Annotated in this window: 23 protein-coding genes; 22 read left to right on the top strand and 1 reads right to left on the bottom strand. The window is 45.5% G+C overall.

Annotation, left to right across the window (positions count from 1 at the left end; genetic code table 11):
* The first annotated feature begins 58 nt into the window (after positions 1-58).
* The gene (gene gltB, locus BLQ13_RS09025) at positions 59-4657 is read left to right on the top strand and encodes a glutamate synthase large subunit (protein ID WP_090918294.1); all 4599 of its coding nucleotides are present in this window, start codon (positions 59-61) and stop codon (positions 4655-4657) included.
* 221 nt (positions 4658-4878) lie between these two features.
* A complete protein-coding gene (locus tag BLQ13_RS28470) occupies positions 4879-5031 on the top strand; it encodes a hypothetical protein (protein WP_167375688.1) in 153 nt (50 codons plus the stop codon).
* A gap of 106 nt (positions 5032-5137) precedes the next feature.
* On the opposite strand, the gene BLQ13_RS09020 is transcribed toward BLQ13_RS28470, so the two are convergent.
* Positions 5138-5506, bottom strand: a complete 369-nt coding sequence (locus tag BLQ13_RS09020) for a helix-turn-helix domain-containing protein (protein WP_090918292.1) — start codon at positions 5504-5506, stop codon at positions 5138-5140.
* Between the two features lie 338 nt (positions 5507-5844).
* Here BLQ13_RS09020 and BLQ13_RS09015 point away from each other — a divergent pair, with 338 nt between their 5' ends.
* The 20 genes from BLQ13_RS09015 to BLQ13_RS08920 all read left to right on the top strand — a co-directional run bounded on the left by BLQ13_RS09015 (position 5845) and on the right by BLQ13_RS08920 (position 26278).
* Positions 5845-6282 carry a hypothetical protein gene (locus tag BLQ13_RS09015; protein WP_090918290.1) on the top strand — a complete coding sequence of 146 codons (438 nt, stop codon included), beginning with the start codon at positions 5845-5847 and terminating at the stop codon, positions 6280-6282.
* Between the two features lie 154 nt (positions 6283-6436).
* Complete coding sequence (locus BLQ13_RS09010; protein WP_090918288.1) at positions 6437-7195, top strand: tyrosine-protein phosphatase; 759 nt, start codon at positions 6437-6439, stop codon at positions 7193-7195.
* A gap of 65 nt (positions 7196-7260) precedes the next feature.
* The gene (locus tag BLQ13_RS09005; RefSeq protein WP_090918286.1) at positions 7261-8013 is read left to right on the top strand and encodes a YveK family protein; all 753 of its coding nucleotides are present in this window, start codon (positions 7261-7263) and stop codon (positions 8011-8013) included.
* Complete coding sequence (locus tag BLQ13_RS09000) at positions 7994-8674, top strand: CpsD/CapB family tyrosine-protein kinase (protein WP_090918284.1); 681 nt, start codon at positions 7994-7996, stop codon at positions 8672-8674. The genes BLQ13_RS09005 and BLQ13_RS09000 overlap by 20 nt, the downstream gene beginning before the upstream one ends.
* 224 nt (positions 8675-8898) lie before the next feature.
* Complete coding sequence (gene galU, locus BLQ13_RS08995; protein ID WP_090918282.1) at positions 8899-9807, top strand: UTP--glucose-1-phosphate uridylyltransferase GalU; 909 nt, start codon at positions 8899-8901, stop codon at positions 9805-9807.
* Positions 9804-10472 (top strand): sugar transferase, encoded by a 669-nt coding sequence (locus BLQ13_RS08990; RefSeq protein WP_208606761.1) that lies wholly within the window; start codon positions 9804-9806, stop codon positions 10470-10472. The genes galU and BLQ13_RS08990 overlap by 4 nt, the downstream gene beginning before the upstream one ends.
* Positions 10473-10504: 32 nt before the next feature.
* Positions 10505-11470 carry a UDP-glucuronic acid decarboxylase family protein gene (locus tag BLQ13_RS08985; RefSeq protein WP_090918280.1) on the top strand — a complete coding sequence of 322 codons (966 nt, stop codon included), beginning with the start codon at positions 10505-10507 and terminating at the stop codon, positions 11468-11470.
* A 49-nt stretch (positions 11471-11519) separates the two neighbouring features.
* Positions 11520-12713 carry a glycosyltransferase family 4 protein gene (locus BLQ13_RS08980; protein ID WP_167375687.1) on the top strand — a complete coding sequence of 398 codons (1194 nt, stop codon included), beginning with the start codon at positions 11520-11522 and terminating at the stop codon, positions 12711-12713.
* A 1-nt stretch (position 12714) separates the two neighbouring features.
* Positions 12715-14028, top strand: a complete 1314-nt coding sequence (locus tag BLQ13_RS08975) for an O-antigen ligase family protein (RefSeq protein WP_090918276.1) — start codon at positions 12715-12717, stop codon at positions 14026-14028.
* The gene (locus BLQ13_RS08970) at positions 14025-15203 is read left to right on the top strand and encodes a glycosyltransferase (RefSeq protein ID WP_090918274.1); all 1179 of its coding nucleotides are present in this window, start codon (positions 14025-14027) and stop codon (positions 15201-15203) included. The genes BLQ13_RS08975 and BLQ13_RS08970 overlap by 4 nt, the downstream gene beginning before the upstream one ends.
* Before the next feature lies 1 nt (position 15204).
* Positions 15205-16287, top strand: coding sequence for a glycosyltransferase family 4 protein (locus BLQ13_RS08965; protein WP_167375686.1), 1083 nt, complete (start codon positions 15205-15207; stop codon positions 16285-16287).
* Between the two features lie 36 nt (positions 16288-16323).
* On the top strand, positions 16324-17469 hold the full coding sequence (locus BLQ13_RS08960; RefSeq protein WP_167375685.1) for a glycosyltransferase family 4 protein: 1146 nt from the start codon (positions 16324-16326) through the stop codon (positions 17467-17469).
* A 45-nt stretch (positions 17470-17514) separates the two neighbouring features.
* A complete protein-coding gene (locus BLQ13_RS08955) occupies positions 17515-18717 on the top strand; it encodes a glycosyltransferase family 4 protein (protein WP_090918268.1) in 1203 nt (400 codons plus the stop codon).
* Entirely contained in the window at positions 18714-19610 is an 897-nt protein-coding gene (locus tag BLQ13_RS08950) for a glycosyltransferase (protein ID WP_090918266.1), read from the top strand. The genes BLQ13_RS08955 and BLQ13_RS08950 overlap by 4 nt, the downstream gene beginning before the upstream one ends.
* The gene (locus BLQ13_RS08945) at positions 19610-20995 is read left to right on the top strand and encodes a lipopolysaccharide biosynthesis protein (RefSeq protein WP_090918264.1); all 1386 of its coding nucleotides are present in this window, start codon (positions 19610-19612) and stop codon (positions 20993-20995) included. Before BLQ13_RS08950 ends, BLQ13_RS08945 begins: the two co-directional genes overlap by 1 nt.
* Positions 20961-21962 (top strand): polysaccharide pyruvyl transferase family protein, encoded by a 1002-nt coding sequence (locus BLQ13_RS08940; protein WP_090918262.1) that lies wholly within the window; start codon positions 20961-20963, stop codon positions 21960-21962. The genes BLQ13_RS08945 and BLQ13_RS08940 overlap by 35 nt, the downstream gene beginning before the upstream one ends.
* 54 nt (positions 21963-22016) lie before the next feature.
* Complete coding sequence (locus BLQ13_RS08935; RefSeq protein WP_090918260.1) at positions 22017-23405, top strand: sugar phosphate nucleotidyltransferase; 1389 nt, start codon at positions 22017-22019, stop codon at positions 23403-23405.
* Positions 23402-24733, top strand: coding sequence for a UDP-glucose dehydrogenase family protein (locus BLQ13_RS08930; protein ID WP_090918258.1), 1332 nt, complete (start codon positions 23402-23404; stop codon positions 24731-24733). The genes BLQ13_RS08935 and BLQ13_RS08930 overlap by 4 nt, the downstream gene beginning before the upstream one ends.
* 41 nt (positions 24734-24774) lie before the next feature.
* A complete protein-coding gene (locus BLQ13_RS08925; RefSeq protein WP_090918256.1) occupies positions 24775-25692 on the top strand; it encodes an LCP family glycopolymer transferase in 918 nt (305 codons plus the stop codon).
* A 31-nt stretch (positions 25693-25723) separates the two neighbouring features.
* On the top strand, positions 25724-26278 hold the full coding sequence (locus tag BLQ13_RS08920) for a VanZ family protein (protein WP_139168867.1): 555 nt from the start codon (positions 25724-25726) through the stop codon (positions 26276-26278).
* The last annotated feature ends 30 nt before the right edge of the window (positions 26279-26308 follow it).

Genomic DNA, 26308 nt, shown 5'->3' with positions numbered 1-26308 from the left:
GCCTGTTGTTATGTTCTTGATCTTTCCGAAATACTTCATTATAGAAAGGTTGCGTTCCATGAGACACATCGGATTACCTCCAAAACAAGGTCTGTATGACCCACAATTCGAAAAAGATGCATGTGGTATGGGTTTTGTTGCCAACATCAAAGGAGTACCTTCACACGATATCGTTAGTCAAGCACTGACCATGCTCAGTAATATGGAGCACCGTGGGGGTCAGGGAAGTGAACCGAATTCCGGTGACGGAGCAGGCATCCTGATTCAGATTCCACATCGTTATTTTGCAAAGGAAGCAGATCGACTCGGTTTTGCATTGCCTGAACAGGGATTCTATGGCGTGGGCATGTTGTTCCTGTCTCATGATCCGGCAGTCCGTACTGCACATGAAGAGAGCCTGAAGAAGATTATTGAAGAAGAAGGACAGACCTTCCTGGGCTTCCGGGATGTACCTACGTATGATGAGATGCTGGGCCGTTCTGCATTGGCAGCGAAGCCTTATGTACGTCAGGTATTTATCGGAAGATCGGATGAAGTGAAGGATGAGCTTGCATTTGAACGCAAATTGTATGTCATTCGCAGACGTGCTGAACTGGCCATTCGTTATTCGGCAGACGAGGCGGAAGGAGAGTCATTCTACTTGCCGAGTTTGTCATGCCGTAAAGTGGTCTACAAAGGCATGTTGACAACCGAGCAGGTCGGCAAGTTCTATCTGGATTTGCAGGAAGAACTGGTTGAGTCAGCGATTGCACTCGTACACTCTCGTTTCAGTACGAACACCTTCCCGAGCTGGGAGCGTGCTCACCCGTATCGTTTCATGATCCACAACGGTGAGATCAACACGATGCGAGGTAATGTGAACTGGATGCATGCACGTCAGTCCTTGTTCGAAAGCGAACTGTTCGGTGATGATATTGCGAAAGTAAAACCGGTTATTAATCCGGACGGTTCAGATACAGCAATGTTTGACAACACACTGGAATTCCTGTACCTAAGCGGACGCTCCCTGCCACACGTGGCGATGATGATGGTTCCTGAGCCATGGAGCACTGATGAAGGGATGGACCCTGCGAAAAAGGCATTCTATGAATACCACAGCACGATGATGGAGCCATGGGATGGCCCTGCGGCTATGGCATTTACAGACGGTTTACAGATCGGTGCTACGCTTGACCGTAACGGTTTGCGACCTGCCCGTTATTATGTAACGAAGGATGACCGAATCATTCTTTCTTCCGAAGTCGGTGTTCTGGATATCGCACCGGAAGACATTCTGTACAAAGATCGTCTGCGTCCAGGACGGATGTTGCTTGTAGATACTCAAGAGGGCCGTATCATCTCTGATGAAGAAGTCAAAGCACTCATCGCTGCAGAGAATCCTTATGAGGATTGGCTTGAAGAGCACTTGATGGATCTGAACGAGTTGCCGGAAGCACCGGAGCTTCCAGACCCTAAACATGACAATGTTACGCAACTTCAACTGGCTTACGGATATACATTTGAAGAACTGCGCAAAGTGCTGGAGCCAATGGCATCTACAGGGATGGAAGCTACAGGTTCCATGGGGTATGACGCACCGCTGGCTGTTCTGTCAGATCGTCCGCAACGTCTGTATAACTACTTTAAACAGATGTTTGCACAGGTAACCAATCCGCCGATTGACGCGATTCGTGAAGAGATCGTTACCTCTACAGCGACAACGATTGGTCCGGAGCGTAACCTGCTTAACCCTGAACCGGAGAGCTGTCGCCAGATTCGTCTGGATACACCGGTATTGTCTAATGAAGACTTTGCGAAGATCCGCCACGTTCGTCGTCCGGGCTTCCGTTCCATGACAATCCCGATCTTCTTCACCGCTGCAGAGGGAGCAGAAGGGTTGCGTAAAGCAATGGACTTGCTCTTTGAAGCGGCAGACCGTGTCATCGACAAAGGACATAATATTCTGATCTTGTCTGACCGCGGTGTGGATGCCGAGAATGCAGCAATCCCGGCATTGCTGGCTGTAGCAGGTCTGCATCACCATCTGATTCGTCAGGGTACAAGAACAAAAGTCAGCATTTTGCTCGAATCGGGAGAACCGCGTGACATTCATCACTACGCATTGCTTCTGGGTTATGGCGTAAGTGCGGTTAACCCTTATCTGGCATTTGAAACGCTGGATGATATGATTCAGCAAGGTTTGCTGCGCGGTATTTCCCATGAGAAAGCCGTTAAAAACTACATTAAAGCCGCAACAAAAGGCGTTATTAAAATATTGTCCAAAATGGGAATCTCCACGATCCAATCGTATCGCGGTGCTCAAATTTTCGAAGCCGTTGGTCTAAAATCAGATTTCGTTGACCGTTACTTCACTTGGACACCTTCACGAATCGGTGGTATCGGTCTGGAGGAAGTAGCAGCAGAGGCGCTGACACATCACAACCGTGCCTTCACGGATAAAGATGGCAATGATAAAGTGCTGGATTCCGGCGGTGAATACCAATGGCGTAATGACGGGGAAGAACATTTGTTCAACCCGCAAACGATCCACACGTTGCAACATGCTGTACGTACGGGCGATTACAAGCTGTACAAAAAGTATTCCAAACTCGTACAAGGTGAGAATGATCAATTGCTTACGATTCGCTCTATGCTGAAGCTGAAACCGGTCGGAGCATCCATTCCGCTCGAAGAAGTGGAATCGGTGGAAAACATCATGCGTCGTTTCAAAACGGGTGCAATGTCCTTCGGTTCGATCAGTAAAGAAGCTCACGAAGATTTGGCAATCGCCATGAACCGTGTAGGCGGTAAATCCAACACAGGTGAGGGCGGAGAAGATCCAGCTCGTTTCGTGAAAGACAGCAATGGGGATTCCCGTCGCAGTGCGATCAAACAAGTTGCATCCGGACGTTTTGGTGTAACTTCCAACTATCTGGTCAATGCTGACGAGATTCAGATCAAAATGGCACAAGGGGCTAAACCAGGTGAAGGCGGACAGCTGCCAGGTCGTAAGGTATATCCTTGGGTAGCTGAAGTTCGCGGTTCTACACCAGGTGTAGGTCTGATCTCACCGCCACCGCATCACGATATCTATTCGATTGAGGACTTGGCTGAGTTGATCTATGACTTGAAAAATGCTAACCCGCGTGCCGAAATTAACGTGAAGCTGGTATCTGAAGTGGGTGTCGGAACGATTGCTGCAGGTGTAGCTAAAGGTCGTGCGGACATTATCCTGGTCAGCGGTTACGACGGCGGTACAGGGGCATCTCCTCAAGGTTCCATCCGTCATGCCGGTATGCCGTGGGAGCTTGGACTTGCAGAGACACATCAAACGTTGATGCTGAACAACCTGCGTGATCGTGTTGTTCTTGAAACGGATGGTAAAATGTTGAACGGGCGTGACCTGGCGATTGCGGCGTTGCTTGGAGCGGAAGAGTATGGTTTCTCTACTGCACCACTCGTTGCACTGGGCTGTATCATGATGCGTGTCTGCCAAATGGATACTTGTCCAGTTGGTGTGGCAACACAAAATCCGGAACTGCGTAAAAACTACATGGGAGACCCTGAACATGTCGTAAACTTTATGCGTTTCGTTGCTGAAGACATGCGTGAGATTATGGCTGATCTTGGATTCCGTACCATTCAGGAAATGGTTGGACGTACAGATTGCCTCGAAACGGTAGAAGCTGTGGATCACTGGAAGAAAAAAGGTGTGGATCTGTCGGTATTGCTACATGTGCCTGAACTGCCAGAAGGCGCTGCACGTTACCGTACACAGCATCAGAATCACCAACTGGAAGAAACGCTGGATATGCAACAACTCGTGCCACTCGCACAGCCAGCTATTGAATCTGGTCAACCTGTAGAAGCGGTTCTGCCAATCACCAACGTGAACCGTGCAGTGGGTACCATCCTGGGTAGTGAGATTACACGTAAGTATGGTCTTGCTGGTTTGCCTGAGGATACGGTTAAATTTAAATTTGTCGGCTCCGCTGGGCAAAGCTTTGGTGCTTTTGTACCAAAAGGCATGACACTTACGGTTGAAGGAGATTCCAACGACTACGTGGGTAAAGGATTGTCAGGAGGCAAGCTGATTGTTATGCCTTCACCAAAAGCGACATTTGAAGCGGAGAATAACATTATTATCGGAAACACTGCTTTATATGGGGCGACTAGTGGGGAAGCGTATATCCGCGGTATTGCCGGAGAACGTTTCGCTGTACGTAACTCGGGAGCTAAAGTGGTTGTTGAAGGTGTAGGCGATCATGGCTGTGAATACATGACAGGCGGGCGTGTCGTAGTACTCGGCGATACAGGTCGTAACTTTGCAGCAGGGATGTCTGGAGGTATTGCTTACGTGTATGATCCAAAAGGCACATTCCTACAACGTTGCAATCTGGAAATGGTTCTTTTGGAGCGGGTCGAGGATGCTTCTGAAAGTGAAGATTTGCTTGGCATGATTCAACGGCACGTAGCACTCACTGGAAGTGATGCAGGTCAGCGTATCCTGGATACATGGCAGGATTCCCTGAATCAATTCGTACGTGTCATTCCGAAGGACTTCAAACGTATGACGGAACAGATCGAGCGTGTACATGCAACTGGTCTGACAGGTGAAGCCGCTTTGCTGGCCGCATTTGAAGCAAATATGCGTGAGCTTGCGCGCACCGGAGGGTAATGTTTCGTTTATTTTCCTAATAAAAGAAAAGATTTAAAACAAAAGGAGTCTTATAGCCGCCAGAACGGCGTTATAAGGCTCCTTTTTGCTTTCGACAAAATTAGAACCCGCTCAAAAAACGTTATCGTCATGAGACGACAACATCAAGGAACGTTCTAAAGTATAATTAGGTTTAGTTTTTGGAGTGCAGAGAAAGTATAAAGATAAGAGAGGTTAGCGGAATGAAGATGAAGCATCCAAACATGGGCGATTCTAAGCCGACAAGTAACAAAGTCGAAGCAACCCGAGTGGACATCATGAAAGTTTTACTGCAATGTGGAATCGACCCGGAGCGTTTGAAACATTTCGTATCCTCCGACAACAAGCGTACATGAGCCGTTGCACACCAAGGAATGGAGGGAAATCATGATACACAAAAAGGCCCAGAAACCGGAGCAGGAAGTACTCGGAAACTGGGTTTTCTTTTCGGGTGTAGCATGATTAATCCATACTGCGTTCCATTCGTACAAAAGCGATAAAACGACGAGCTTCTTCCTCTGTTAAAGGTTTACCATCAATCATCAGATCAAAGCGCTCTAACACTTCCTTATCTGACAATTCAAGCGCATCCACGAATTCACGCACGTCTTCATCCATAACCACATCACTTTGTTTCGTACGTCCAATCAAATAATCAATGGACACATCGAAAATGTCAGCAAGCCGCGTTAACACCTCGAAATCCGGTTTGCGCCGGTTTTTCTCGTAGTGGGAAAGAGCTGCTCTCGTAATATGAATGGAGTTCGCAAGTTCTTCTTGAGTAAGTCCCCGCTGTTCTCGTAATTCAGCAATGCGATTTCCGTAGCTCATAAGCTATTTCCCCCTGAACACCATCATATATATTGAAACAATCCTGAGCCAAGTTTTTGATCAGGGTAAACTTTCCTGCAAATGTACTACGCCTCATTCGTCTCATATACCACTTATTAAATAGGTCTGTCTAAGGACAGCTCATATTGTCGTAAATCAAAAGAACCATGTCCAAATACCGCTTGACATGATACGTATTGTATCGTAAATTGAACGTATGGAGTTACAAAATGTATCATAGTTAGTAGTTTAAGTATTTCCTCATGGTTTGAGCGTTATACCTGTCAAAAATAACGTTCTCGTCCATGCTGGCCAATCCATTCTAAAGGAATGAAATCATGAATTCAAAAATTCTTCAGGAATGGGCCGATCTGAAACCAAATGTCCATATGTACATTCAGGAATTTCATGGGAAAATGGTAGACCGCAAAAGACGACCCGTCCTGTTACTTGGTATGGATACACAAGCGATCACTTTCCTGAGCGACCTGAACTTACCCGTAATATCAGAAATGGTACTAGGTTTAGATGTAGAAGACAGCCGTATATGCGTCAGGCTTCATGCCAAGCTGCAATGGAAACAGCCTTTTGGAGAACTGATATTGTATCATTCAAACTTGCATATTCAGAAAGACCAAACACTATATATAACTGGACAGTTAAACAGAATGCTTACTGAAGTTGAATTTGAGGCAGTTTCCCGTTCTACATATGGGAATGCAACAGATCCATCTCCTCAGCTGAAGCCTTATCGTTACATTGATTTTATCATATAGGATGAGGTAGACTCTGAACAATTTCTGAACAAGCATGTACTTAACGCCATTTTACTATATTTCGTAGCGTTATGCATTAGTTCTTTAACACCAAAAGCATTTGCGCAATGAATAAAGGGGCAAGGGGGAGCATACTATTTCAGGAAGTTTGGATATGGTTGAAATGCACTGCCACATTCTATTCGGTCTGGATGATGGTCCTGTTCAAATGGAGCAGTCCGTTGCGATGGCTGAGAAGGCAGTAGCTTCAGGAATTACCTCCATTATTGCAACTCCGCATCACCTGAACGGACATTACAACAATGAACCAAAGGTAGTCAATCAGGCTGTTTATATGTTTCGTGCCGAGCTTGCCAAACGAAATATCCGTTTGCAGATTGATCCCGGTCAGGAGATCAGAGTGCATGATAGGCTGATTGAAGACTTGTATGCAGGAAAGTGCTGCACACTTGCCGGTAGTCGTTATATGTTGCTGGAGTTGCCCTTTGGTCATATTCCCTCACAGTTCCCCGGAATACTGCACGAACTGCGAATCGCGGGAATTACCCCTATTATCGCTCATCCGGAACGCAACCTTGTCATTTTGAAAAAGCCATTGCTGTTGTCCGAATACTTGTTTCAAGGTGGACTATGCCAGCTTACGGCGGAATCATTCACTGGGCTTTTCGGGCGAAAAGTTCAGAAGTGGTGTTTTCATTTTTGCAAAGAAAACGGGTTTCATTTCATTTCATCAGATGCACACGATACGAAATATCGAACGTTCAAACTGGATGTCGTATATCCGTTGCTCGAAAGACGTTTGGGACGTTGCTGCATTCAACATTTTCAAGATAATGCACAATCCATATGGAATAATCAACGTATTTCGGCTGTATTACCAGCCAAGAAAAAGCGCAGCTTTTTATTCTGGTGAGCAGCTACTGATGTACCAAATACATAGTCACTTAATATGGCTGACTTAAATGGGAGGAAAATCGAATGGAACTCAAAGAGTATTTACACATTTTACGTAAACGCATCTGGATTATTGTTGCCTTCGTAGCTGTGGCTTGTATTGGTGCAGGTGTCAAAAACTACTTTTTTACTGTACCGATCTATGAAGCAGGCGCCAAATTAATCGTCAACCAGGCATATAATGCCCAAGGTGTTCCAAGTTTGGATATTGGAACTATTCAGACAAACATCAAAGTGATCAACTCTTATATGGAGATTATTAAATCTTCTGCAATCCTCGATAAAGTGGCATCTACATACCCCGATCTTGGTATGACTGGTAATCAAATAGGGCAAAACATCCGAGTTTCCACCGCCAATGAGTCCCAGGTTATGAGTCTAACGGCTACGGGATTATCATCCGAAAAAGCCGCAAAAACCGTAAACGCAGTTGCGAAAGTGTTTAAATCTCAAATCCCCGTAATTATGAAAGTAGACAATGTCACGATCCTAAGTGAAGCGAAACCTACGGATTCCTCCAATCCTATTAACGTCAACCCCATCATCAATATTTTAATCAGCTTTATTGTTGGCCTACTACTGGCAGTAGGGTTTATATTCCTGCTGGAATATTTGGATGACACCTTGAAAACGGAAGATGAATTGGAGAAAGAATTAAATCTCCCTGCACTTGCTGTTATCTCCAAGATAAGAAAAGAAGAGAGCCGTATGTCAAAACAGTCATCCATATCTCAAAAACAGGTAGGTGATGGACAGTATGTCACGATTAACCAATGAACGAGTAGGCCTGGTAACGATGGCTAATCCCAGATCCACTTCATCAGAAGCCTATCGAAAGCTACGAACCAATATTCAGTTTTCATCCATAGACAGTCAGATTCAAACGATCATGATTGCCTCGGCATCCTCAGGGGAAGGGAAAACAACGACGATTGGCAATCTGGCAGTTACCTATGCGCAGGAAGGGAAAAAGGTTCTGGTAATGGATACGGATCTCCGTAAACCGGCAGTACATCTGATGTTTAATGTGCCCAACCATGTAGGCCTAACCAGTGTGTTATCGAGTCAATACAAAGTGACGGAAGTGCTTCGGGAAACGGGGGTGGAAGGTCTTCATGTCTTATCTTCCGGGCCGATTCCCCCTAATCCTTCGGAGATGATCGGATCACGTAAGATGACAGCACTCCTTGAGGGCTTGAAGGAAGAGTATGACGTTATTCTCTTCGATACACCGCCGGTTCTAACCGTGACAGATGCATTGATTATCAGTTCATTGTGTGATGGTGTCATTCTTGTGGTGAATGCAGGCAAGGTGAAAAAGGATCTGGTCAAAAAGGCGAAGGCTCATCTTGAACATGTGAATGCACGTATTCTAGGCGCTGTGCTGAACAATGTGCAGGTTCCGAAAAGCCGCAATAACAGTTACGGGGAAAAATAACAGGCAAGACAATGGAGTTTTATTTTCAAATCATTTTAAAAGGTCATGTCTACTATACCTCTATCAAGGTAGGCACTCGGTCACACTGTGGGTAGTGTACCTTAGACGTGTATCGTCAGGGGTGTGATGTGAGGAGGGGTTCAATGCCCTATTTATGAATGATATGTTTCATGTTTTCATGGTTTTGAGTTAAATAAAAAAACTAAATGGATAGGGTGATATCTATGACAAAGGTGAGAAAAGCAATTATCCCTGCTGCTGGATTGGGAACCCGTTTTTTACCTGCTACAAAGGCAATGCCTAAAGAAATGCTCCCTATTGTGGATAAACCGACTATCCAGTACATCGTTGAAGAGGCGGTTGCTTCCGGGATCGAAGATATTATCATCGTGACGGGAAAAGGAAAACGTGCGATTGAAGATCATTTTGACAGTGCGTTTGAACTGGAGCATAACCTCCTTGAGAAAGGGAAACTCAGTTTACTGGAAGAAGTCCGGAAGTCCTCCAACGTGGATATCCATTACATAAGACAGAAGGAAGCCCTTGGACTTGGGCATGCGGTCTGGTGCGCCCGGAATTTCATAGGCAATGAACCCTTTGCCGTGTTGCTTGGCGATGATATCGTCGTGTCGGAAGTGCCGTGCCTGAAACAGCTCATCCAGCAGTATGAAAAGGTAGAGCAGTCGGTGCTTGGCGTGAAAACGGTAAGTCCTAGTGAAACATCCCGCTACGGGATTATTGATCCGTTGCACACAGAAGGACGTTTATCTTCTGTTAAGAGTATGGTTGAAAAGCCTCCACTAGGTTCGGCTCCGTCTAACCTGGCCATCATGGGACGATACATTTTGACTCCGAAAATTTTTGAGTATCTGGAAGAGCAAAATGTCGGTGCAGGAGGGGAAATTCAGCTTACAGATGCGTTGCAAAAGTTGAATGATGATGAAGGAATTAGCGCCTATGACTTTGAAGGCTCCCGGTTTGATGTAGGGGAGAAGCTGGGCTATATTCTCACGACACTCGATTTTGCACTCAAAAATAAAGAGTTGCGTGCACCGGTGCTGATGGCGATTGAAGAGATTCTAATGAAGGAACAGATGAATCAAATCCTTGTAGCTGGAGGGGATAGTCTGTGAAGCTATCAGGACCGGAATACTTTGGGAGTGGGGAAACCTTGGTTAAAGAGGGGAATGCCGCTGTACTTGAGCAGCCATACTCACAACGTGTTGGCGGGTATACGGATGTGATGAAGCCATTGGCCGATTTTGTTATCGCTATTCTGTTACTGCTCATCACATTACCGGTCATGCTGCTTTCGGCTATTTTGATTAAACTGGATTCCAAAGGGCCCGTGATCTTCAAGCAGGAGCGGTACGGGAAGAATGGAGTCAAATTTAACATTTATAAATTCAGAACGATGCGTACAGACGCACCGAAATATGGCCTTTCGCCAACGACCAGCCATGATCCGAGGATTACACGACTGGGCAGAATTCTGCGCAAGACGAGTCTCGATGAACTGCCGCAGCTGCTCAATATTATCAAAGGCGATATGAGTTTTATCGGCCCAAGACCTGAGATGAAACGTATTGTGGAGGAATGTTATACCGATCTGGAACGCAGGCGTTTTCTGGTGAAACCGGGAATTACGGGATTGTGGCAGGTGAGCGAGGCTCGGAAGGAGCCTATTCACCATAATCTCCAGTATGACTTCCACTATATCTCGAATGTATCCATGAAAATGGACATTACGATCATTTTTAAAACTATCGGTGTAATGATTAAAAGCAACACCTTTTGACCATTTTGGATCATAATTTGGAGTGTGATGTAATGAAACATATTGTAGTGACAGGTGCTGCCGGATTTCTGGGCTCTCATCTCGTGCAATCTTTGATCGGCCAGGGCCATCGGGTTACAGGGATCGATAATCTTTCAACAGGTGTGATTCGCAATCTGGCAGGGGTTATGGAGAACCCTCACTTTGTATTCCATGAAGCAGATGTTACACGTCCCGATACAATGGATATTTTCGTTGATCAGCAGGTGCACGAAGTCTATCATCTGGCTTCGCCTGCTTCACCTAAATTCTATCAAGCAGATGCGATTGGCACGATCTGGGTGAACACGCGAGGAACCTATCATATGCTGGAACTGGCTCGGGTCAAAGGAGCCAAGTTTCTGTATTCCAGTACAAGTGAAGCCTATGGCGATCCCGAGATTCATCCGCAGCCGGAGAGTTATCGAGGCAATGTAAATACGTGGGGGCCACGAGCTTGCTATGATGAAGCCAAACGGTTAGGCGAAGTTTTTTGTTATGAATACTACACAAAACAACGAGTTTCCGTGAAAGTTGCGCGTATTTTCAACACGTATTCTTCCGGGCTTCGCAATGATGACGGCAGGGTGATATCTAATTTTGTAACGCAGGCGTTGGCGGGTCAAGATATTACAGTGTATGGAGATGGTTCACAGACCCGATCCTTCTGTTATGTGGATGATAACATTCGGGGATTACAAGCTTTCATGGCGGAAGATCGGGCTGATGGAGAGATTATCAATATCGGAAACCCTACGGAATACACGATTCTTGAGGTCGCTCATTTGGTGAAACAGCTCACACAATCGGACAGTAAGGTTGTATTCTTGCCTTTACCTGAAGATGATCCGAAGGTTAGACGTCCAGTGATTGATAAAGCTCGCGAAATATTAAACTGGGAGCCGGAGATTGGTCTGGAAGAGGGATTGAAACGCACGATAGAGCACTATCGATTGATGCTGCAGGTACAGGAAACTTGATCACACTGAACTGATAACAATGAAGCTGAATAAAAGCGAGTTGAGAACCGTGCAAACTATATTGATTGCTCACAGTTTATATCCACCCCATATTATTGGGGGAGCCGAGATATCAACACAGATTTTGGCCCAGACGCTGGAGTCCAGTTATGACGTTAAAGTCATTACAGTTGGTGGACACAAGGAGGGCGGGGTGCAGACGGATACAGTGAACGGGATTGAAATCTCGCGGCTACCATTTAATAATCGGTACTGGATCGGTGATACAGCAAGGCAGTCCAGCACTTCTGACAAAGTGTTATGGCGTATCCAGGATATTTTTAATGTGAAGCAGTACCAGCATATTAAACAATATCTGATGATGAAACGTCCTGCCCTGATCCACACTCAGAATATACCGGGATTAAGCCTTGCGATCTGGAAAGCGGCGTTTGAACTGAACATCCCGGTTGTGCATACCCTGCGCGATTTTTCGTTAATTGAACCTATCGCGATCTCGGCATATTCCAGGTTCTACAGACAGATTTCCAAACACTACAGCCGCAGAGTTTCTTCTGTTATTGGCATATCCGAGCATGTGCTTAACAAGCATACCGAACTGGGGTTTTTCGCGCTCGCGTCCAAACATGTCATTCATAACATTGTTGAGCGTGATAATCGGGTTCAGCATGTTAATGCGGGAAAAACGGTTCGTCACCAGCAACCCCTGCATGTTGGATATTTTGGACAACTAACCGAGGTCAAAGGAGTTCAGTATCTGATTGAAGCAGTGCAAAAGCTCGATCAGCAGATTGTGGGGAAGCTGTTCATCCATGGGGATGGCCCTCTGCTTCACACATTACAAGAACTTGCAGGGGCTGATCCCCGGATCGTGTTCGTGGGCAAAATCGATAAAAAGGAGATCACTTCCCAGATGAAAAAGATGGATCTCACGATTGTACCGTCCACCTGGGATGAACCTTTTGGCAGAGTGGTCATCGAATCGTATCAAGCAGGTACGCCAGTTTACGCTTCCAAGGTTGGGGGCATGCCCGAGATTTTGCTGGATGCGGATACCTTCTCTTTCACCGCCCATCGTGCGGATGCGATCCGTGACGCAATCCTCCATTATTACGCCTTATCTGAAGCGGAGAAAAATGAATTAATGCTACAATGCTCCGAACACAGCTTATCCTTTAATGAAGATTATCTTCTCACCAGACATGCGATCATCTACGAGAAGTTAATTGGAGGTGAAGGCTAAGATGTACATGACTTCTCTGAACGTCAAATCGCCATCATTAGTTCAAGCGAGGTCTGATGCGCCTTCCTCAGTCATCATGATGTTGATTCATTTCTTACTGCTCTATCTGTCCATTTATGGTCTGATTTCGATCTATGTCGATAATATTGTGATTCGTTCGTTAAAGGACGCAGGCATGTTGCTACTTGCGGTATACACACTTGCTCGGGTATATCGCCAGCAGATTCATTTTCTGAATCTATTCCTGTTTATACTGGCCTCCCTCATCGTGCTCGGATCGTTAAATGTACTTGTCGGTTCCAGCGTGGTCACGTTAGTCTATGGAATCAAAATTACGCTTTTACCACTGGTGATGCTGTTTGCAGGCATGTTTATGGCCGAGCAGGGTGGAATGTACGCATTTGCCAGAACCAATCTGGTTATTTTTATTATGCTCATTGCAGGATGGTGCGCTCAATATGCGCTGGGTATAGAAAAGTTAATCACTATGGGATTCGTATACGGCGTAAACATCAAAAACTATCTTGAGGGTGTGCCGCGTTTATCCTCCATTACGTACTCGCCGGATGGTTATGCGTATGCACTGTTAATGACAGGTATCATTGCAGAACAAACCAAGCTGGCAGTGAAGCACCGTAGCTTTCGCCTGATGATCCAGTTGCTGACGATCGGCTTTTTGCTTTTATCTACGATTCGATCGGCTTTATTGCTCTGGTTTGTATATCAGGTGGTTCTTTTTTTACTTCAGATTCGCAAGTACAACAAAAAAAATATGTTAGTTCTGGCGGTTGTTTTTCTGACACTGCCTGCAGTTGTGTTTTTCGGAGGCAGGTTCCTGCAGTCCAAAAATCTGCTCTCCAGTTCATCCCTGCTTGATCGATTACAGATATGGGGAAGCAGCCTGACCTCGCCATTCACCATGAATGGCATGATCGGCAACGGAATTGGTTCGGTTGGTGCTGCCAGTCGGCGCACACATATGATGGGTCTGAACTCCAGTAATTTTGCAGTGGATAACCAGTACTTTTCCTTGTACGAACAGACAGGTTGGATCGGTCTTGCCTATTTTTTGATGTTATTCATGTGGTTGTTGGTCACACTGGTTAGACGAATGAATGCCTCACCTTACTCGGCAGGTTCCAGACTTCCTCAGGTGGCTATAGCCCTCGGCGCAGGAGTGGCTGCGGCAAGTATGACGACCAACGTTCTTGAGTTGTTTCCTGCGAACGTTTTTTTCTGGATGTTCATAGGCATAGCTCTGTATCAGCATCGTAATGCAGGTGATATACCATATAAAGCGGGTGAGCGAAAATGAAGGTTTTGCACATCGGAGAATATGTGGTGGGCGGTGTTGCCACGTATTTAAACGAGCTGGTGTCCTACCAGCGTAACCGGTTTGAGGTTTATGTATTGATGAGTGATTATAACTCGGCAAAGGATTTTGATCTGGAGCCAGAGCATATCTTTCGTTACAGTTACAAACGCCACCCGAAACACTTTTTCTCAGCGATGAGACAGATTCACCAAGCTATTCGGCGGATCGAACCGGATATTATTCATGTACACAGCTCATTTGCGGGTATGCTCGCAAGGGGCTTATTTTTTTTCACCCCGCGCAAAGCGAGTATCTTTTACTGCTCACATGGCTGGTCTTTTTTGATGGATACCAAACCCCTGCATAAAAAGGCTTATTTCATGATCGAGAAAATACTGGAATTCAAAACAGACTATATCGTGAACATATCAAAATATGAGATGCAGCAATCGATTCGCATGGGCATGTCTCCAGCCAAATCCCGATTCGTTTATAGTGGCCTGCGTGACCGCAAGTCTCACAAGCCTCAAAATCATGAAGAGCAGCCGCAAGTAATTGTGCAAAAAGATCAGGAGCAAGAGGATGACAGCATGGTCCGGCTCTTGTTTGTGGGCAGATACGATCGGCAGAAAGGACTGGATCTGCTGCTGGATGCATTCAGGCAGTATCCCGAACTGCAGCAGCGTATTCAGTTATACATCATTGGAGACAGCGTATTGGAAAAAAATGAATGGACCTTTACCGACAATATGATCCGGTTAGGGTGGGTCAATAATGCAGAGATTGATCACTATTACGAGCAGTGTGATGCGATCATTATGCCTTCCAGGTGGGAAGGGTTACCCTTGGTCGCGCTGGAAGCAATGAAAAATCACAAACCCGTCATCGCTAGCAATCGGGCCTCGTTGCCAGAGCTGGTGACGCATGGGGAGAATGGCTACATCTTTGAACTTGAACGACTCGAAGGATTGAGAGAGATTCTAATGCAACTTGATAAAGAAGCGTTGGCAACCATGGGTGAAGCGGGACATCAGGTGTATAAAGAGAAGTTCAGCTCGGATCGAATGAATGAGGAGTTCGTGAGTCTCTATTATGAAGCGAGAAATGTAGAAGTTAGCTTCCAAACCGCCGGGCCGGCTTCCCGTTTGGAAATTTCAAAGAGAAATGGAGATTAACATGAATACAATCTATATCAATGCCCGTTTCCTGACACAGACCGTTACCGGGGTTCAGCGATATGCCATTGAACTCGTGAAGGAAATCGATAATTTGATTGACGCTGGAGAAGTAGACGGTACAAAAGTAGAGTTTTGCCTGCTCTCACCCGCGAATGTGGTTACTCATCTTGAACTGAAACATATTCGGCACCGGATTGTTGGCAGACTGAAGGGACATGTGTGGGAACAGCTGGAGTTGCCATTTTACGCGAAAAAAGGATTGCTAATTAACCTGTGTAACACAGGCCCGGCATTCAAACGCAATCAGGTCGTGACGATCCATGACGCTTCTGTATTCAGTTATCCGAAGGCATTTTCCTTCGCGTTTCGGTCATGGTATCAGTTTTTAACGGTTCGCTTAGGCAAGATTTCGAAAAAGGTCATTACCGTGTCTAACTTTTCCAAAGGTGAACTTATTCAACACTGCAAAATTGCCGCTCAGAAGGTATCCGTTACACACCTGGGCATCGATCATATTCATCACAGGCAGGCGGCTCAAGGCACACTTGAGAAATATGGGATTAACTCCCCGTATGTGCTGGCTGTCAGCACGATGAATCCTTACAAAAACTTTAAGCTGATCTTGGAGATTTTACCTCAGGTGAAAGCACAGAATTTGAGTGTTGTCATCGTGGGCTCCAAGAACAGTAAGGTGTTCAGCAATCATGCTGTGAATGATTCGGAAGGTGTGAATTGGGTAGGGTATGTGACGGATGAGGAGTTAAAAGCGCTCTACGAACATGCCACCGGTTTTATTTTCCCATCCTTGTACGAAGGGTTTGGCTTACCGCCACTGGAGGCGATGGCGCTTGGTTGTCCGGTTATCGTGTCTTCCCGTGGTTCGATCCCGGAAGTATGTGGAGAGGCAGGACTGTACTTTGACCCTCATCATCCGCAGGAAGCAGCTTCACGTCTGGTAGAGATGATGTCTGATCCGGAGCTTGGACAGCGAATGTCCATTCAGGGCAAAGAGCACTCAGCCTTCTTCTCTTGGAACAAATGTGCCAAGGATACGGTCAACATTATTATGAGCACGGTGTAAGCATGCCAAATGTATTGTTGTGAGGGAGATAAAGCTATGAACAAAGTGTTTGTTGCGATTGATTTCCCGCCTGAAAAGGGAGGGATTCATGATTATGCCTACGGGCTGATATCACAGATTCCAGCAGAAGAGACAACGGTGCTGACCAATAAAATAAATAATACCGCAGAGTCCGAACAGTTTGACCGGAAGAGTGATTTTGAAATCATTCGGAAACGTATTTTTTCAGATTCGAATAAATGGCTGTTGATTCTCTCACAGCTTGTTCTGGTGGCGCAACTGATTCTGTTGAAATGGCGCAAAAAAACAGATGAGATTCATTTTGTGAATATATTCCCGGTTGGCTTAGCCGGTCCATTCATGAAATTCCTTTTTCGAGTCAAATACTTTCCTTATGTTCACGGCCTGGATGTGATGGGGATGGTTAATAGCCGATTATTCCCACTGCTGTTGTTCATTCTGAAGCGTGCGGACAAGGTGATTGCCAATAGCCAGTATACGAAGTCGAAGCTGGTTGAACTGGGGATTTCGGAGTCTCAGATTGTCATTATTCCACCGGGACTTAACGTGAACAAGCTAAACGCGGATACAGGGAGCCAGGGGGATTTACGGGATAAGTATGGTCTGCATGGTAAAAAAGTGATGATCACCGTCTCGCGACTTGTGGAACGCAAAGGTCATGATGTCACACTGAAAGCTGTGAGTCAGGTTATTACGCATATTCCTGATCTGAAGTATGTTATCTGTGGAGATGGGCCGTATAAGGGAGAACTCGAACGACTGGTAACTCAGTACGGACTCGAATCTGTTGTTGTATTTACAGGACGTACTACAGACGATGAGCTTCAGCAATTATATGAATGTGCGGATCTCTTCATTATGCCAAGCCGGGATATCAAGGAGAAGGGTGACGTGGAAGGGTTCGGGATTGTATTCCTGGAAGCCAACTATTATCGATTACCTGTCATCGCAGGAAATAGTGGCGGTATTCCCGATGCCGTGAAGGACAATATCACCGGTTATCTCGTAGACCCGGTTAATGATCAGGAGATTGCTGCGCGTATCGAACAATTAATGACCGACGATGGGCTAGCCAGAGCGATGGGGGATAACGGATACGAATGGGTGGTCAACTATTGTTTGTGGTCGCATCGTGGAAAGTTGTTGAAGCAATTGGCCTAATGGACGGGTTCCACAATCTTCATGTCCTAATGGGGAGGATTAAGGATGAAAATATGTATCGTTACTCACAGGGTTGTCAAAGGAGAGGGCCAGGGCAGAGTTAATTATGAGATTGCAATTGAAACCCTAAGACAAGGTCATGAAGTTGTTATGATTTCCAATGAGGTGGAGCCGGAACTTCTTGAATATGAGGGAGCTACATGGATTAAAGTTTTTCCTTCGCTGGGGTTACCACAGCTGTTACGATACCAGTTGTTTGCATGGAGCAGTGCTACCCATATTCGCAAATTAAGAAAAAAAAAGCAAGTTGATCTTGTGATGGTCAATGGTTTTATCACCTGGGCTAGAGGGGACATCAATGCGGTTCACTTTGTGCACAGTACATGGATAAAATCCCCCGTACATAGCTTCCGTGTACACGGCTCCTGGAAACGATGGTATTTCGGTCTGTACACGTTGGTGAATGCGTATCTGGAACGATTCGCCTTTCGCAAAAGTGGTAGAATCATTGCGGTTTCCGAGAAAGTAAAGCATGAATTGATTCAATTAGGCACGCATCCCGACAAAGTGCAGGTCATTCATAATGGAGTGGATGTCCATGAGTTTTACCCCAGTGATGCTGGAGAGAAGAGCAGAATGGATATTAACTCCGGCCGAGTCGTAGGTTTATTTGCAGGTGATATTAGCAGCCCTAGAAAAAATCTGGATACGGTATTGAAGTCGATGGTATCTGTACCTGAGTTAGAACTCGTTGTAGCGGGATCTACAGATCGAAGTATTTATCCTCAAATGGCTAAAGACTTAAATATAGAAGATCGGGTCCATTTTCTAGGCTATCGGAAAGATATGGGGTATCTCATGCGCAATGTGGATCTGTTTATTTTCCCCTCGCGTTATGAAGCTTGCAGTTTGGTCGTGTTGGAGGCCCTCGCCTCAGGAATTCCTGTTGTGATCACGGAGGAGTCGGGGGTAACTGAAATGATCAAGAACGATCATGAAAGTATCCCTCCCGGTGTTATTTTGCAAGATGCCAATGATGTAGATGGGCTGGCAGTCATTCTTAACACGTTAATGCAGGATAAATCCTATCTGAACGAGATGGGCAAGGCATCCAGAGAGGTAGCTCTTCGAAATGATTGGAAGAAGATGTCTCTCACCTATTTGGAGAGCTACGAAGACTACTTGAAACACAGTGGAATCCATGCTGGAAGAATGAAACGAAAACAAAGCATTGAGGTGGAATTATGAGAGCATCGGTAGTCATTTGTACACATAATAGAGCGAAGGATACCGTTGAAGCTGTCCAAAGTGTGCTGGCTCAAGAAGATCAAGATATTGAATTTGAAGTACTGGTTATCGATAATAACTCCAAAGATAACACCAGGGAATTATTTCAGAGTACCGATTGGCCCAATCACGTTCGCTACATCTTTGAGAGTAAGCTTGGTCTATCTTATGCCAGGAACCGTGGCATACGAGAAGCACAGGGAGAATTTATCATGTTTCTGGATGATGATGCGCTGGCCTCTTCTTCCTGGATTCGTGAAGTCATTCATGTGTTCGAACGGGATGAGAAGATTGGCTGTGTAGGCGGGAAAATTGATCCGATCTGGGAAGGTGGAAAGCCGGATTGGATTCCGGATGAGATCATTGGCTTGTATACGTTGATGGACTTTTCAGATCAGGTTACCGAGATGAAACCGCCGTATTTTCCCTTTGGGGCAAATGTGTCTTTTCGAAAAAGTGTGTTTGATTCCATTGAGCCGTTTCGCGAAGACTTGGGGCGCGTAGGAAATAATTTGCTTTCAAGCGAAGAGAGTGAACTCATTAGCAGAATTCGAGAGGAATACGACATATTTTATACGCCATATGGGTCAGTGCAACATAAAATCTCCAAAAGCAGATTAAATAAACGCTGGCTCTTGCGGCGAATGTACTGGCAGGGAATCAGTGATGCAACACGTTACAACAAGAGCGGCTGGGGTGTGTTCAAACATATTGTTCGAATTGCACAGGCAGGTCTGATTATGTTGTTATGTATGAATAATGTGCAGAAGGTCATGAGCCAATTAGTCAAAATATCTTATCGGAACGGCACGATTGTGGGATCTTTCCGAAATGGCAGAGGGCTGAACACCTGATGAACATGGCGATTGCCCGAAAACCAAGGCAGCGAAGCATTATTCAGACCATCGTCATGACCAGCATGGCTAATATTCTCATTATGGCTGTGACTACGCTAACTTCCATTATTACAGCTCGCATGTTCGGAGCGACGGGGAAGGGAGAGCTTGCGGCTGTTTTATTCTGGCCTGCATTCATTTCGGGTCTGGCCGCATTTGGTCTGCCCACCTCGTTAATTTACAATGTCAAAAAAAACAGCCAGCAACTCCCTATCTATATCAGCATGAGCTTTGCCGTTCAGATTCCGATCAGTATCATTGCTGGGGTGATCAGTTGGTTTGGTATCCCTATCTGGCTATCAGGATATTCAGAATCTGTCATTACCATTGCAAGGTGGTATACCGTATCCATGGTTCCAGTGATGCTGTTCATGGGTGTGCTTGCAGCAGCCGCACAAGGAACCGACAAGTTCCATATTTACAATCTGTCGCGTTTGCTAGCTCCCTTATTGAATCTTGCAGGGTTGGTACTACTGTGGGTAGCTCAGGTATTAACCGTGGAACGAGCCATTATTATCAGTTTTGCCAGCACTATACTGGTGTTGACCTGTTATATGATTGCCATGCGTCAGCAAATATTCAGTTCCGTCAGCAAGCTGGTGGCTCAGATTCGAACGGGGATTCATTTATTCAGCTATGGCCTTCGTGTATATGGGGTAGAGTTGCTAGGCACGTTGTATAGCCAGTTTGACAAAATTATTATTTTGGCTCTACTGACACCCAAAGATTTCGGGTTATATTCGGTTGTGTTTGCCCTATCGCGTATGTTTAATGTTGTGCAGACGGCCATCACCAATGTCATATTTCCAAAGGTAGCCGGCATGGAGCAGGAACAGGTGTTGTCTCTTGTTGGCAGAGCTTTTCGCATTAGTATGGTACTTATGACGATCATCATCATACCGAGTATGCTGATTGGTCGTTTTTTTATTGGCTTGTTGTTTGGCCCGGAATTTCTGGAGGCCAGCGGTGTATTCTATCTGTTGTCTCTGGAGTGTATCGTTGGCGGAGGATCTTGGATTCTGGCTTCGGCTTTTAATGCGCTCGGGAGACCAGGCGTTATCGTGCTTCGGCAGGTCATCGCACTTGCTGTGACGATTACGTTGTTCTTTGTGCTTACGCCCATGTTCGGGTTATACGGTTTAGGGCTGGCGTTGTTACTTGGTTCCTTCGTCCGAATGCTGATGTCATTAATATCCGTTTCGATTATTTTCAAAATGCCGATGCACAAGATGTTATATAACAAGGAAGATATGGCCTTCCTCAAGCAAAAATGGAGAGAAAAAAATCTATTTAAAGGAGCCAGAAGAGATGTCAAACGTGCAAAAGATTCATCCCATGGATGAGTTGAAAAAACGACTTGAATCGATCCTTGAAGTTGTGCCCCCTCATTCGAAGATCTATTACATTGATTATCCCGTTCACAGCAATTGTGGTGATCTGCTTATTATGAAAGGAACAGAGGCTTTTTTCAAAGACCATCATATTCATGTGTCTCAACGATACAGCGTCCATGACTTTCATGACCAAGTTGAAATTCCCCAGGATCATATTATTGTTCTTCATGGTGGTGGGAATTTCGGTGATTTATACGAAGCTCATCAATCATTAAGAGAACGTATCGTTCAGCATTACCCGCATCATCGAATCGTGATTCTTCCTCAGACGATATTTTATAAGGATCAAGCTATTCTTCAAAGAACTGCATCTGTTTTTGCTCAGCATACAGATCTGCATATCTATGTTCGCGATGAGATATCGTTTCAAATTGCCTCGGATCATTTTGCCAACTCTAAGGTGAACTTAGTTCCCGATATGGCGCACCAATTATGGCCGATGGAGATCCAGCATAACTCTCGTAAAGAGAGATTGAATTTCTTTAGAACTGACATTGAACAAACAGCAGCTCAACAATCTCTGAATTCCACAGAGCAGCAAGGAGATTACCTGGATTGGCCCACCTTGTATAACAAATATGAGCGAAAGCTAATCTACTATATCAGTAAAGGGTTGAAGAAACCTGCTTCGCGAGCCCTCTCCCAATTCATATGGATGAAATATAGTGACTACCTTGTGAATAAGGCGGTACGCTGCTTCTCGGATTATCGCATGATTCACACATCCAGATTACATGGTCACATCCTGTCTTGTCTGATGGCGAAGCCTAACCTATTGATTGATAACTCTTATGGGAAGAATTCGGGATATTACCGGATATGGACACATGAAGTGAACACAGCCAATATGGACTCCTCTTCCAAGGCGAGTGCTCCACCCGTGACCAAGTATATGGAATCAACGGCAACCGTATAACGAACGAAAAGCTGTCCCGTATCATCTTAAAATATATAGAGTGGAGTGGTTGCATTGAGAATCGTACTTCTCTCCGGTGGATCAGGTAAACGGTTATGGCCTTTGTCCAACGACACGAGATCCAAGCAATTCCTGAAGGTGCTTGAAGGCGAGGACGGACAGACGGAATCGATGGTACAGCGCGTATGGAGGCAATTGCAGCACACGGGGTTAAGTGGCCAAGCAACGATTGCAACGAGCAAACCGCAGGTGGAGATTTTGCGAAGTCAGTTGGGTTATGAAGTGGATCTGGTCGTTGAGCCTGAACGAAGAGATACCTTCCCCGCAATCGCCTTGGCGGCCGTATATTTGTACTCCGTGCAGGGAGCCAGCTTAAATGAAACGGTAGCCATGCTTCCGGTTGATCCCTATGTGGAGGAGTCCTTCTTTTATAAAGTAACAGAGCTGGGGGACGTGCTGGATGACTCCGGTGCAGAGCTTGCGTTAATTGGCGTGAAACCCACGTATCCTTCGGAAAAGTATGGTTACATCATTCCAGAACGGTCTGAAACTAAAGAAGAACAACGTTACGCCAAAGTATCCCGTTTTCAAGAGAAACCCCGTGAAGCTGAAGCGGCAGAGATGATCGAACAATCTGCCCTTTGGAATTGCGGGGTTTTTGCATTCAAACTCAATTATTTGATTAATCTGCTCATCTCGCTTGAACTGCCTATCCAGTATGAAGAAATGTTGAAACAGTACGGGAGACTGCAGAAAATCAGCTTTGATTATCAAGTGGTGGAGAAGGCTCAGCATATTGTGGTTACACCTTACGAGGGGTACTGGAAAGACCTTGGCACATGGAACACGCTGACAGATGAGATGAGTACCAATATTGTGGGCAAAGGTGTCATGACGAACAGTACGGTGAACACACATCTGATTAATGAATTAAACATTCCGGTCTGCGTACTGGGAGTATCCAACTTGATCGTGGCAACAAGTCCTGATGGCATTCTGGTCAGTGAAAAAGAGGCGAGTCCTCAGATCAAGGAAGTGTTAAAAGATAGCGCTGAGCGCCCCATGTATGAAGAACGTCGTTGGGGCTGTTACAGAGTGCTTGATTACACACGCAATAAAAAAGGCGAAGAAGTATTAACCAAACGCATCATCATCGAGCCCCATAAAAACTTTTCGTACCAGTACCATCTCAAACGAAATGAAGTATGGACCGTTGTCTCGGGACAAGGTGAATTCATTATGGACGGCGAGCTCAGACCGCTTCATCAAGGAGATGTCATTGTGATTCCGGCAGGAGGGAAGCACAGTGTCAAAGCGTTGACCGAACTCGAAATTATTGAGGTGCAGATGGGCAGTGAACTGGTGGAAGAGGACATCGTTCGCGTTGAGATGGAATGGGAAGATATTATCCAAAATTGCGTGAATTGGGGGAAAACAAGATGAATATTGCGGTGATTGGAACAGGCTACGTAGGTCTGGTATCAGGGGTTTGTTTTTCGGAGATTGGCAACCAGGTGATCTGTGTAGACAACAATGAGGAAAAAGTACAAATGCTGAATGAGGGCATCGTTCCAATCTACGAACCTGGTCTTAAAGAGTTGATGATTTCCAATACGCAAGCAGGTAAACTGTCGTTTACCTCAAACATTGGTGAGGCGATACACCAGTCAGATATTGTCTTTATAGCCGTAGGTACACCTTCTCTACCAAACGGTGAGGCGAATCTGAGTTATGTAGAGCAAGTGGCTATGGAGATCGGCACCCATCTCGAAAGTTACAAAATCATCGTGACTAAAAGCACGGTTCCTGTAGGTACCAATGACCGTATCCGCGATCTGATTCGCAGTATATCCTCCCAGCCCTTTGACGTGGCCTCTGTTCCCGAGTTTTTGCGAGAAGGCTCCGCAATCAAGGATACGCTTAACCCCGACCGGATTGTCATCGGCACGAGCAGTGATCGGGCCATCCAGACGTTAAAGAAACTTCATCGGCCCTTAACAAGTAATCTGATTATTACAGATATCCGCTCAGCGGAGATGATTAAATACGCATCCAATGCATTTCTGGCAACCAAAATATCATTTATTAATGAAATTTCGAATATTTGTGAGAAAGTTGGGGCGGATGTTACACGCGTTGCAGAAGGCATGGGGTACGATAAACGCATCGGGTCTGCTTTTTTGAAGGCAGGTATCGGTTATGGCGGCTCTTGTTTTCCTAAAGATACACAGGCGCTGATCCAGATTGCAGGTATGGTGGATTATGATTTCAGACTGTTGAAATCTGTAGTGCAAGTCAATCAGGACCAACGTATGCAAGTGATCTACAAGCTGGAGGAAGCTCTGGGGTCACTCGCAGGCAAAACAATTGCTATCTGGGGACTGGCGTTTAAACCGGATACCGATGATGTGCGAGATGCACCAGCCATTGATATTGTTCAACATCTTATTGATGCTGGAGCATCGGTCAGAGCCTACGATCCGATTGCAACGGCTAACTTCCGTAAAGAGATCGACATTGCCTCGATTTCGTGGGAGGATAGCCCGCTTCATGCTGCTCAAGACGCGGATGCGCTATGTGTGCTGACAGAATGGAAGGAATTTGCCCAGGTAGATCTGACAACCTTAGCCCAAACGATGAAGGAGCCTGTGATGATTGATGGTCGTAATGTGTATAGTGCGGAGCAGATTCAAGCATCTGCCTTCCACTATTATTCTGTCGGACGTCCAGGTCTCGTGAAGGTGGAAGGGAAAGCACCAGCAATTATCTAATCTGCCAGTGAATATTAACATTATGAGTGAGGAAGATCCCCATGAAAAAGTGGATGAAATGGACGGCTTGGATTGCTTCCCTTTTGATCATCGTTGTATTTGGTTATGCGATCTATCTCTATCAATCGGTTAAATCAACCGCTGATCAGATTTATGAGCCTCGTAATCCCGTAAAGCCTGTTTCGGTAACCGATGCGAAGGGCGGACTCCAGGTTGAACTCAATCGCAAAGAGCCCTTTAATGCCTTGATCCTGGGGGTAGATGAACGCCAGAATGATCGAGGACGTTCAGATACGATGATTGTTCTAAGTGTGAATCCGGGGAAAAAGAAAGTGCTGATGTTTAATATTCCGCGAGATACACGAACAGAAATTGTAGGACGCAACACCGAAGACAAAATCAATCACGCTTATGCTTTTGGGGGCGTGGATATGTCTCTTGCAACAGTTGAACAATTTTTGGGAATTCCCATTCACTATTATATGAAAGTAGATATGGAGGGGTTCTCCAAAATCATTGATCTTGTTGGTGGTGTGGATGTAAACAACCCGTTTGCCTTTGACTATGAGGGAAAACGTTATGAGCAGGGCAATATTCATCTGGATGGTGTTGCTGCTCTCGGATTCTCCAGAATGCGTTATGATGATCCGAAGGGCGACTTGGGAAGGAATGATCGTCAGCGAGAGGTCCTGAAGCAGATGCTCAAAAATACGATGCAATTCTCCAGTGTGCTTCACCTTCAGAATATGTTAGATGAGCTGGGTACACATGTCAGAACAGATCTGACATTTGATGAGATGAAAGAACTACTTCTGGATTATCGTAGCGACCTGGAACAAATCGATACAGTTGAGATCAAGGGAAAAGGCGAGAAGATCAACGGTATTTATTATTTTATTGTAGGTCAAGAGGAAAAGGAGCGCATTCACGGATTACTGACGCAGCACCTAGAACAGTAAGGGCAACGTTCGTGAAACAGCAAGGAAAGTGGTGAAAACATTGCTGAATGCGGAGGGAAGAGAAACAAGAAAACAGAAATATCAACGGAAGAATCGTTCGTATAAAATGTTGTTTTGGCTAATGCTGGCAGGGGTCTGGATTGCGATAATCTGGCTGATGTCTTCCCAATCCTATCAACAGCAAAATATTCAGCCATGGCTTCAACGTTTGACCAAACAGGTGCACATCGGGGTTACATTGCCCGATGTGCACCTGTTTTATAATGGGCACGAGTATTCACTAAGAGAAAGGCCTTATGCTTTTGTAGAATTCCTCTTTCGCAAGACTGCGCATCTATTAATCTACGCTGTACTCGCAGTATTAATCTATGGCAGTCTGCGTTACAAACGGGTGAGAGTCATAACTTGTATTACGGTGGCGCTGATGTTCGTTGCAGTGATTGCCTCCATTGACGAGTATATCCAACAGTTCAGTCCCAATCGTACGAGTTCAATCTGGGATGTCGGTGTAGACTTGATTGGCGGAAGTTGTGGCATCGCGGTTTATACAGGAATTCAAGCTTTGCTGGGTAGGAGACATCATTGATTTCCCAGGAAATGCAGTGTGTAGTCCGGG

The organism is Paenibacillus polysaccharolyticus, from assembly GCF_900102085.1.
Classification (GTDB): Bacteria; Bacillota; Bacilli; order Paenibacillales; family Paenibacillaceae; genus Paenibacillus; species Paenibacillus polysaccharolyticus.
Note: the sequence above shows the minus strand (reverse complement) of the source record. Positions and strands in the feature narration are given on the sequence as shown.

What these genes read in the sequence shown, in the direction of transcription:
- gltB (WP_090918294.1), top strand. Translation starts at nt 59, where the DNA reads ATGAGACACATCGGATTACCTCCAAAACAAGGTCTGTATGACCCACAA.
- BLQ13_RS28470 (WP_167375688.1), top strand. Translation starts at nt 4,879, where the DNA reads ATGAAGATGAAGCATCCAAACATGGGCGATTCTAAGCCGACAAGTAAC.
- BLQ13_RS09020 (WP_090918292.1), bottom strand. Translation starts at nt 5,506, where the DNA reads ATGAGCTACGGAAATCGCATTGCTGAATTACGAGAACAGCGGGGACTT.
- BLQ13_RS09015 (WP_090918290.1), top strand. Translation starts at nt 5,845, where the DNA reads ATGAATTCAAAAATTCTTCAGGAATGGGCCGATCTGAAACCAAATGTC.
- BLQ13_RS09010 (WP_090918288.1), top strand. Translation starts at nt 6,437, where the DNA reads ATGGTTGAAATGCACTGCCACATTCTATTCGGTCTGGATGATGGTCCT.
- BLQ13_RS09005 (WP_090918286.1), top strand. Translation starts at nt 7,261, where the DNA reads ATGGAACTCAAAGAGTATTTACACATTTTACGTAAACGCATCTGGATT.
- BLQ13_RS09000 (WP_090918284.1), top strand. Translation starts at nt 7,994, where the DNA reads ATGTCACGATTAACCAATGAACGAGTAGGCCTGGTAACGATGGCTAAT.
- galU (WP_090918282.1), top strand. Translation starts at nt 8,899, where the DNA reads ATGACAAAGGTGAGAAAAGCAATTATCCCTGCTGCTGGATTGGGAACC.
- BLQ13_RS08985 (WP_090918280.1), top strand. Translation starts at nt 10,505, where the DNA reads ATGAAACATATTGTAGTGACAGGTGCTGCCGGATTTCTGGGCTCTCAT.
- BLQ13_RS08975 (WP_090918276.1), top strand. Translation starts at nt 12,715, where the DNA reads ATGTACATGACTTCTCTGAACGTCAAATCGCCATCATTAGTTCAAGCG.
- BLQ13_RS08970 (WP_090918274.1), top strand. Translation starts at nt 14,025, where the DNA reads ATGAAGGTTTTGCACATCGGAGAATATGTGGTGGGCGGTGTTGCCACG.
- BLQ13_RS08965 (WP_167375686.1), top strand. Translation starts at nt 15,205, where the DNA reads ATGAATACAATCTATATCAATGCCCGTTTCCTGACACAGACCGTTACC.
- BLQ13_RS08960 (WP_167375685.1), top strand. Translation starts at nt 16,324, where the DNA reads ATGAACAAAGTGTTTGTTGCGATTGATTTCCCGCCTGAAAAGGGAGGG.
- BLQ13_RS08955 (WP_090918268.1), top strand. Translation starts at nt 17,515, where the DNA reads ATGAAAATATGTATCGTTACTCACAGGGTTGTCAAAGGAGAGGGCCAG.
- BLQ13_RS08950 (WP_090918266.1), top strand. Translation starts at nt 18,714, where the DNA reads ATGAGAGCATCGGTAGTCATTTGTACACATAATAGAGCGAAGGATACC.
- BLQ13_RS08945 (WP_090918264.1), top strand. Translation starts at nt 19,610, where the DNA reads ATGAACATGGCGATTGCCCGAAAACCAAGGCAGCGAAGCATTATTCAG.
- BLQ13_RS08940 (WP_090918262.1), top strand. Translation starts at nt 20,961, where the DNA reads ATGTCAAACGTGCAAAAGATTCATCCCATGGATGAGTTGAAAAAACGA.
- BLQ13_RS08930 (WP_090918258.1), top strand. Translation starts at nt 23,402, where the DNA reads ATGAATATTGCGGTGATTGGAACAGGCTACGTAGGTCTGGTATCAGGG.
- BLQ13_RS08925 (WP_090918256.1), top strand. Translation starts at nt 24,775, where the DNA reads ATGAAAAAGTGGATGAAATGGACGGCTTGGATTGCTTCCCTTTTGATC.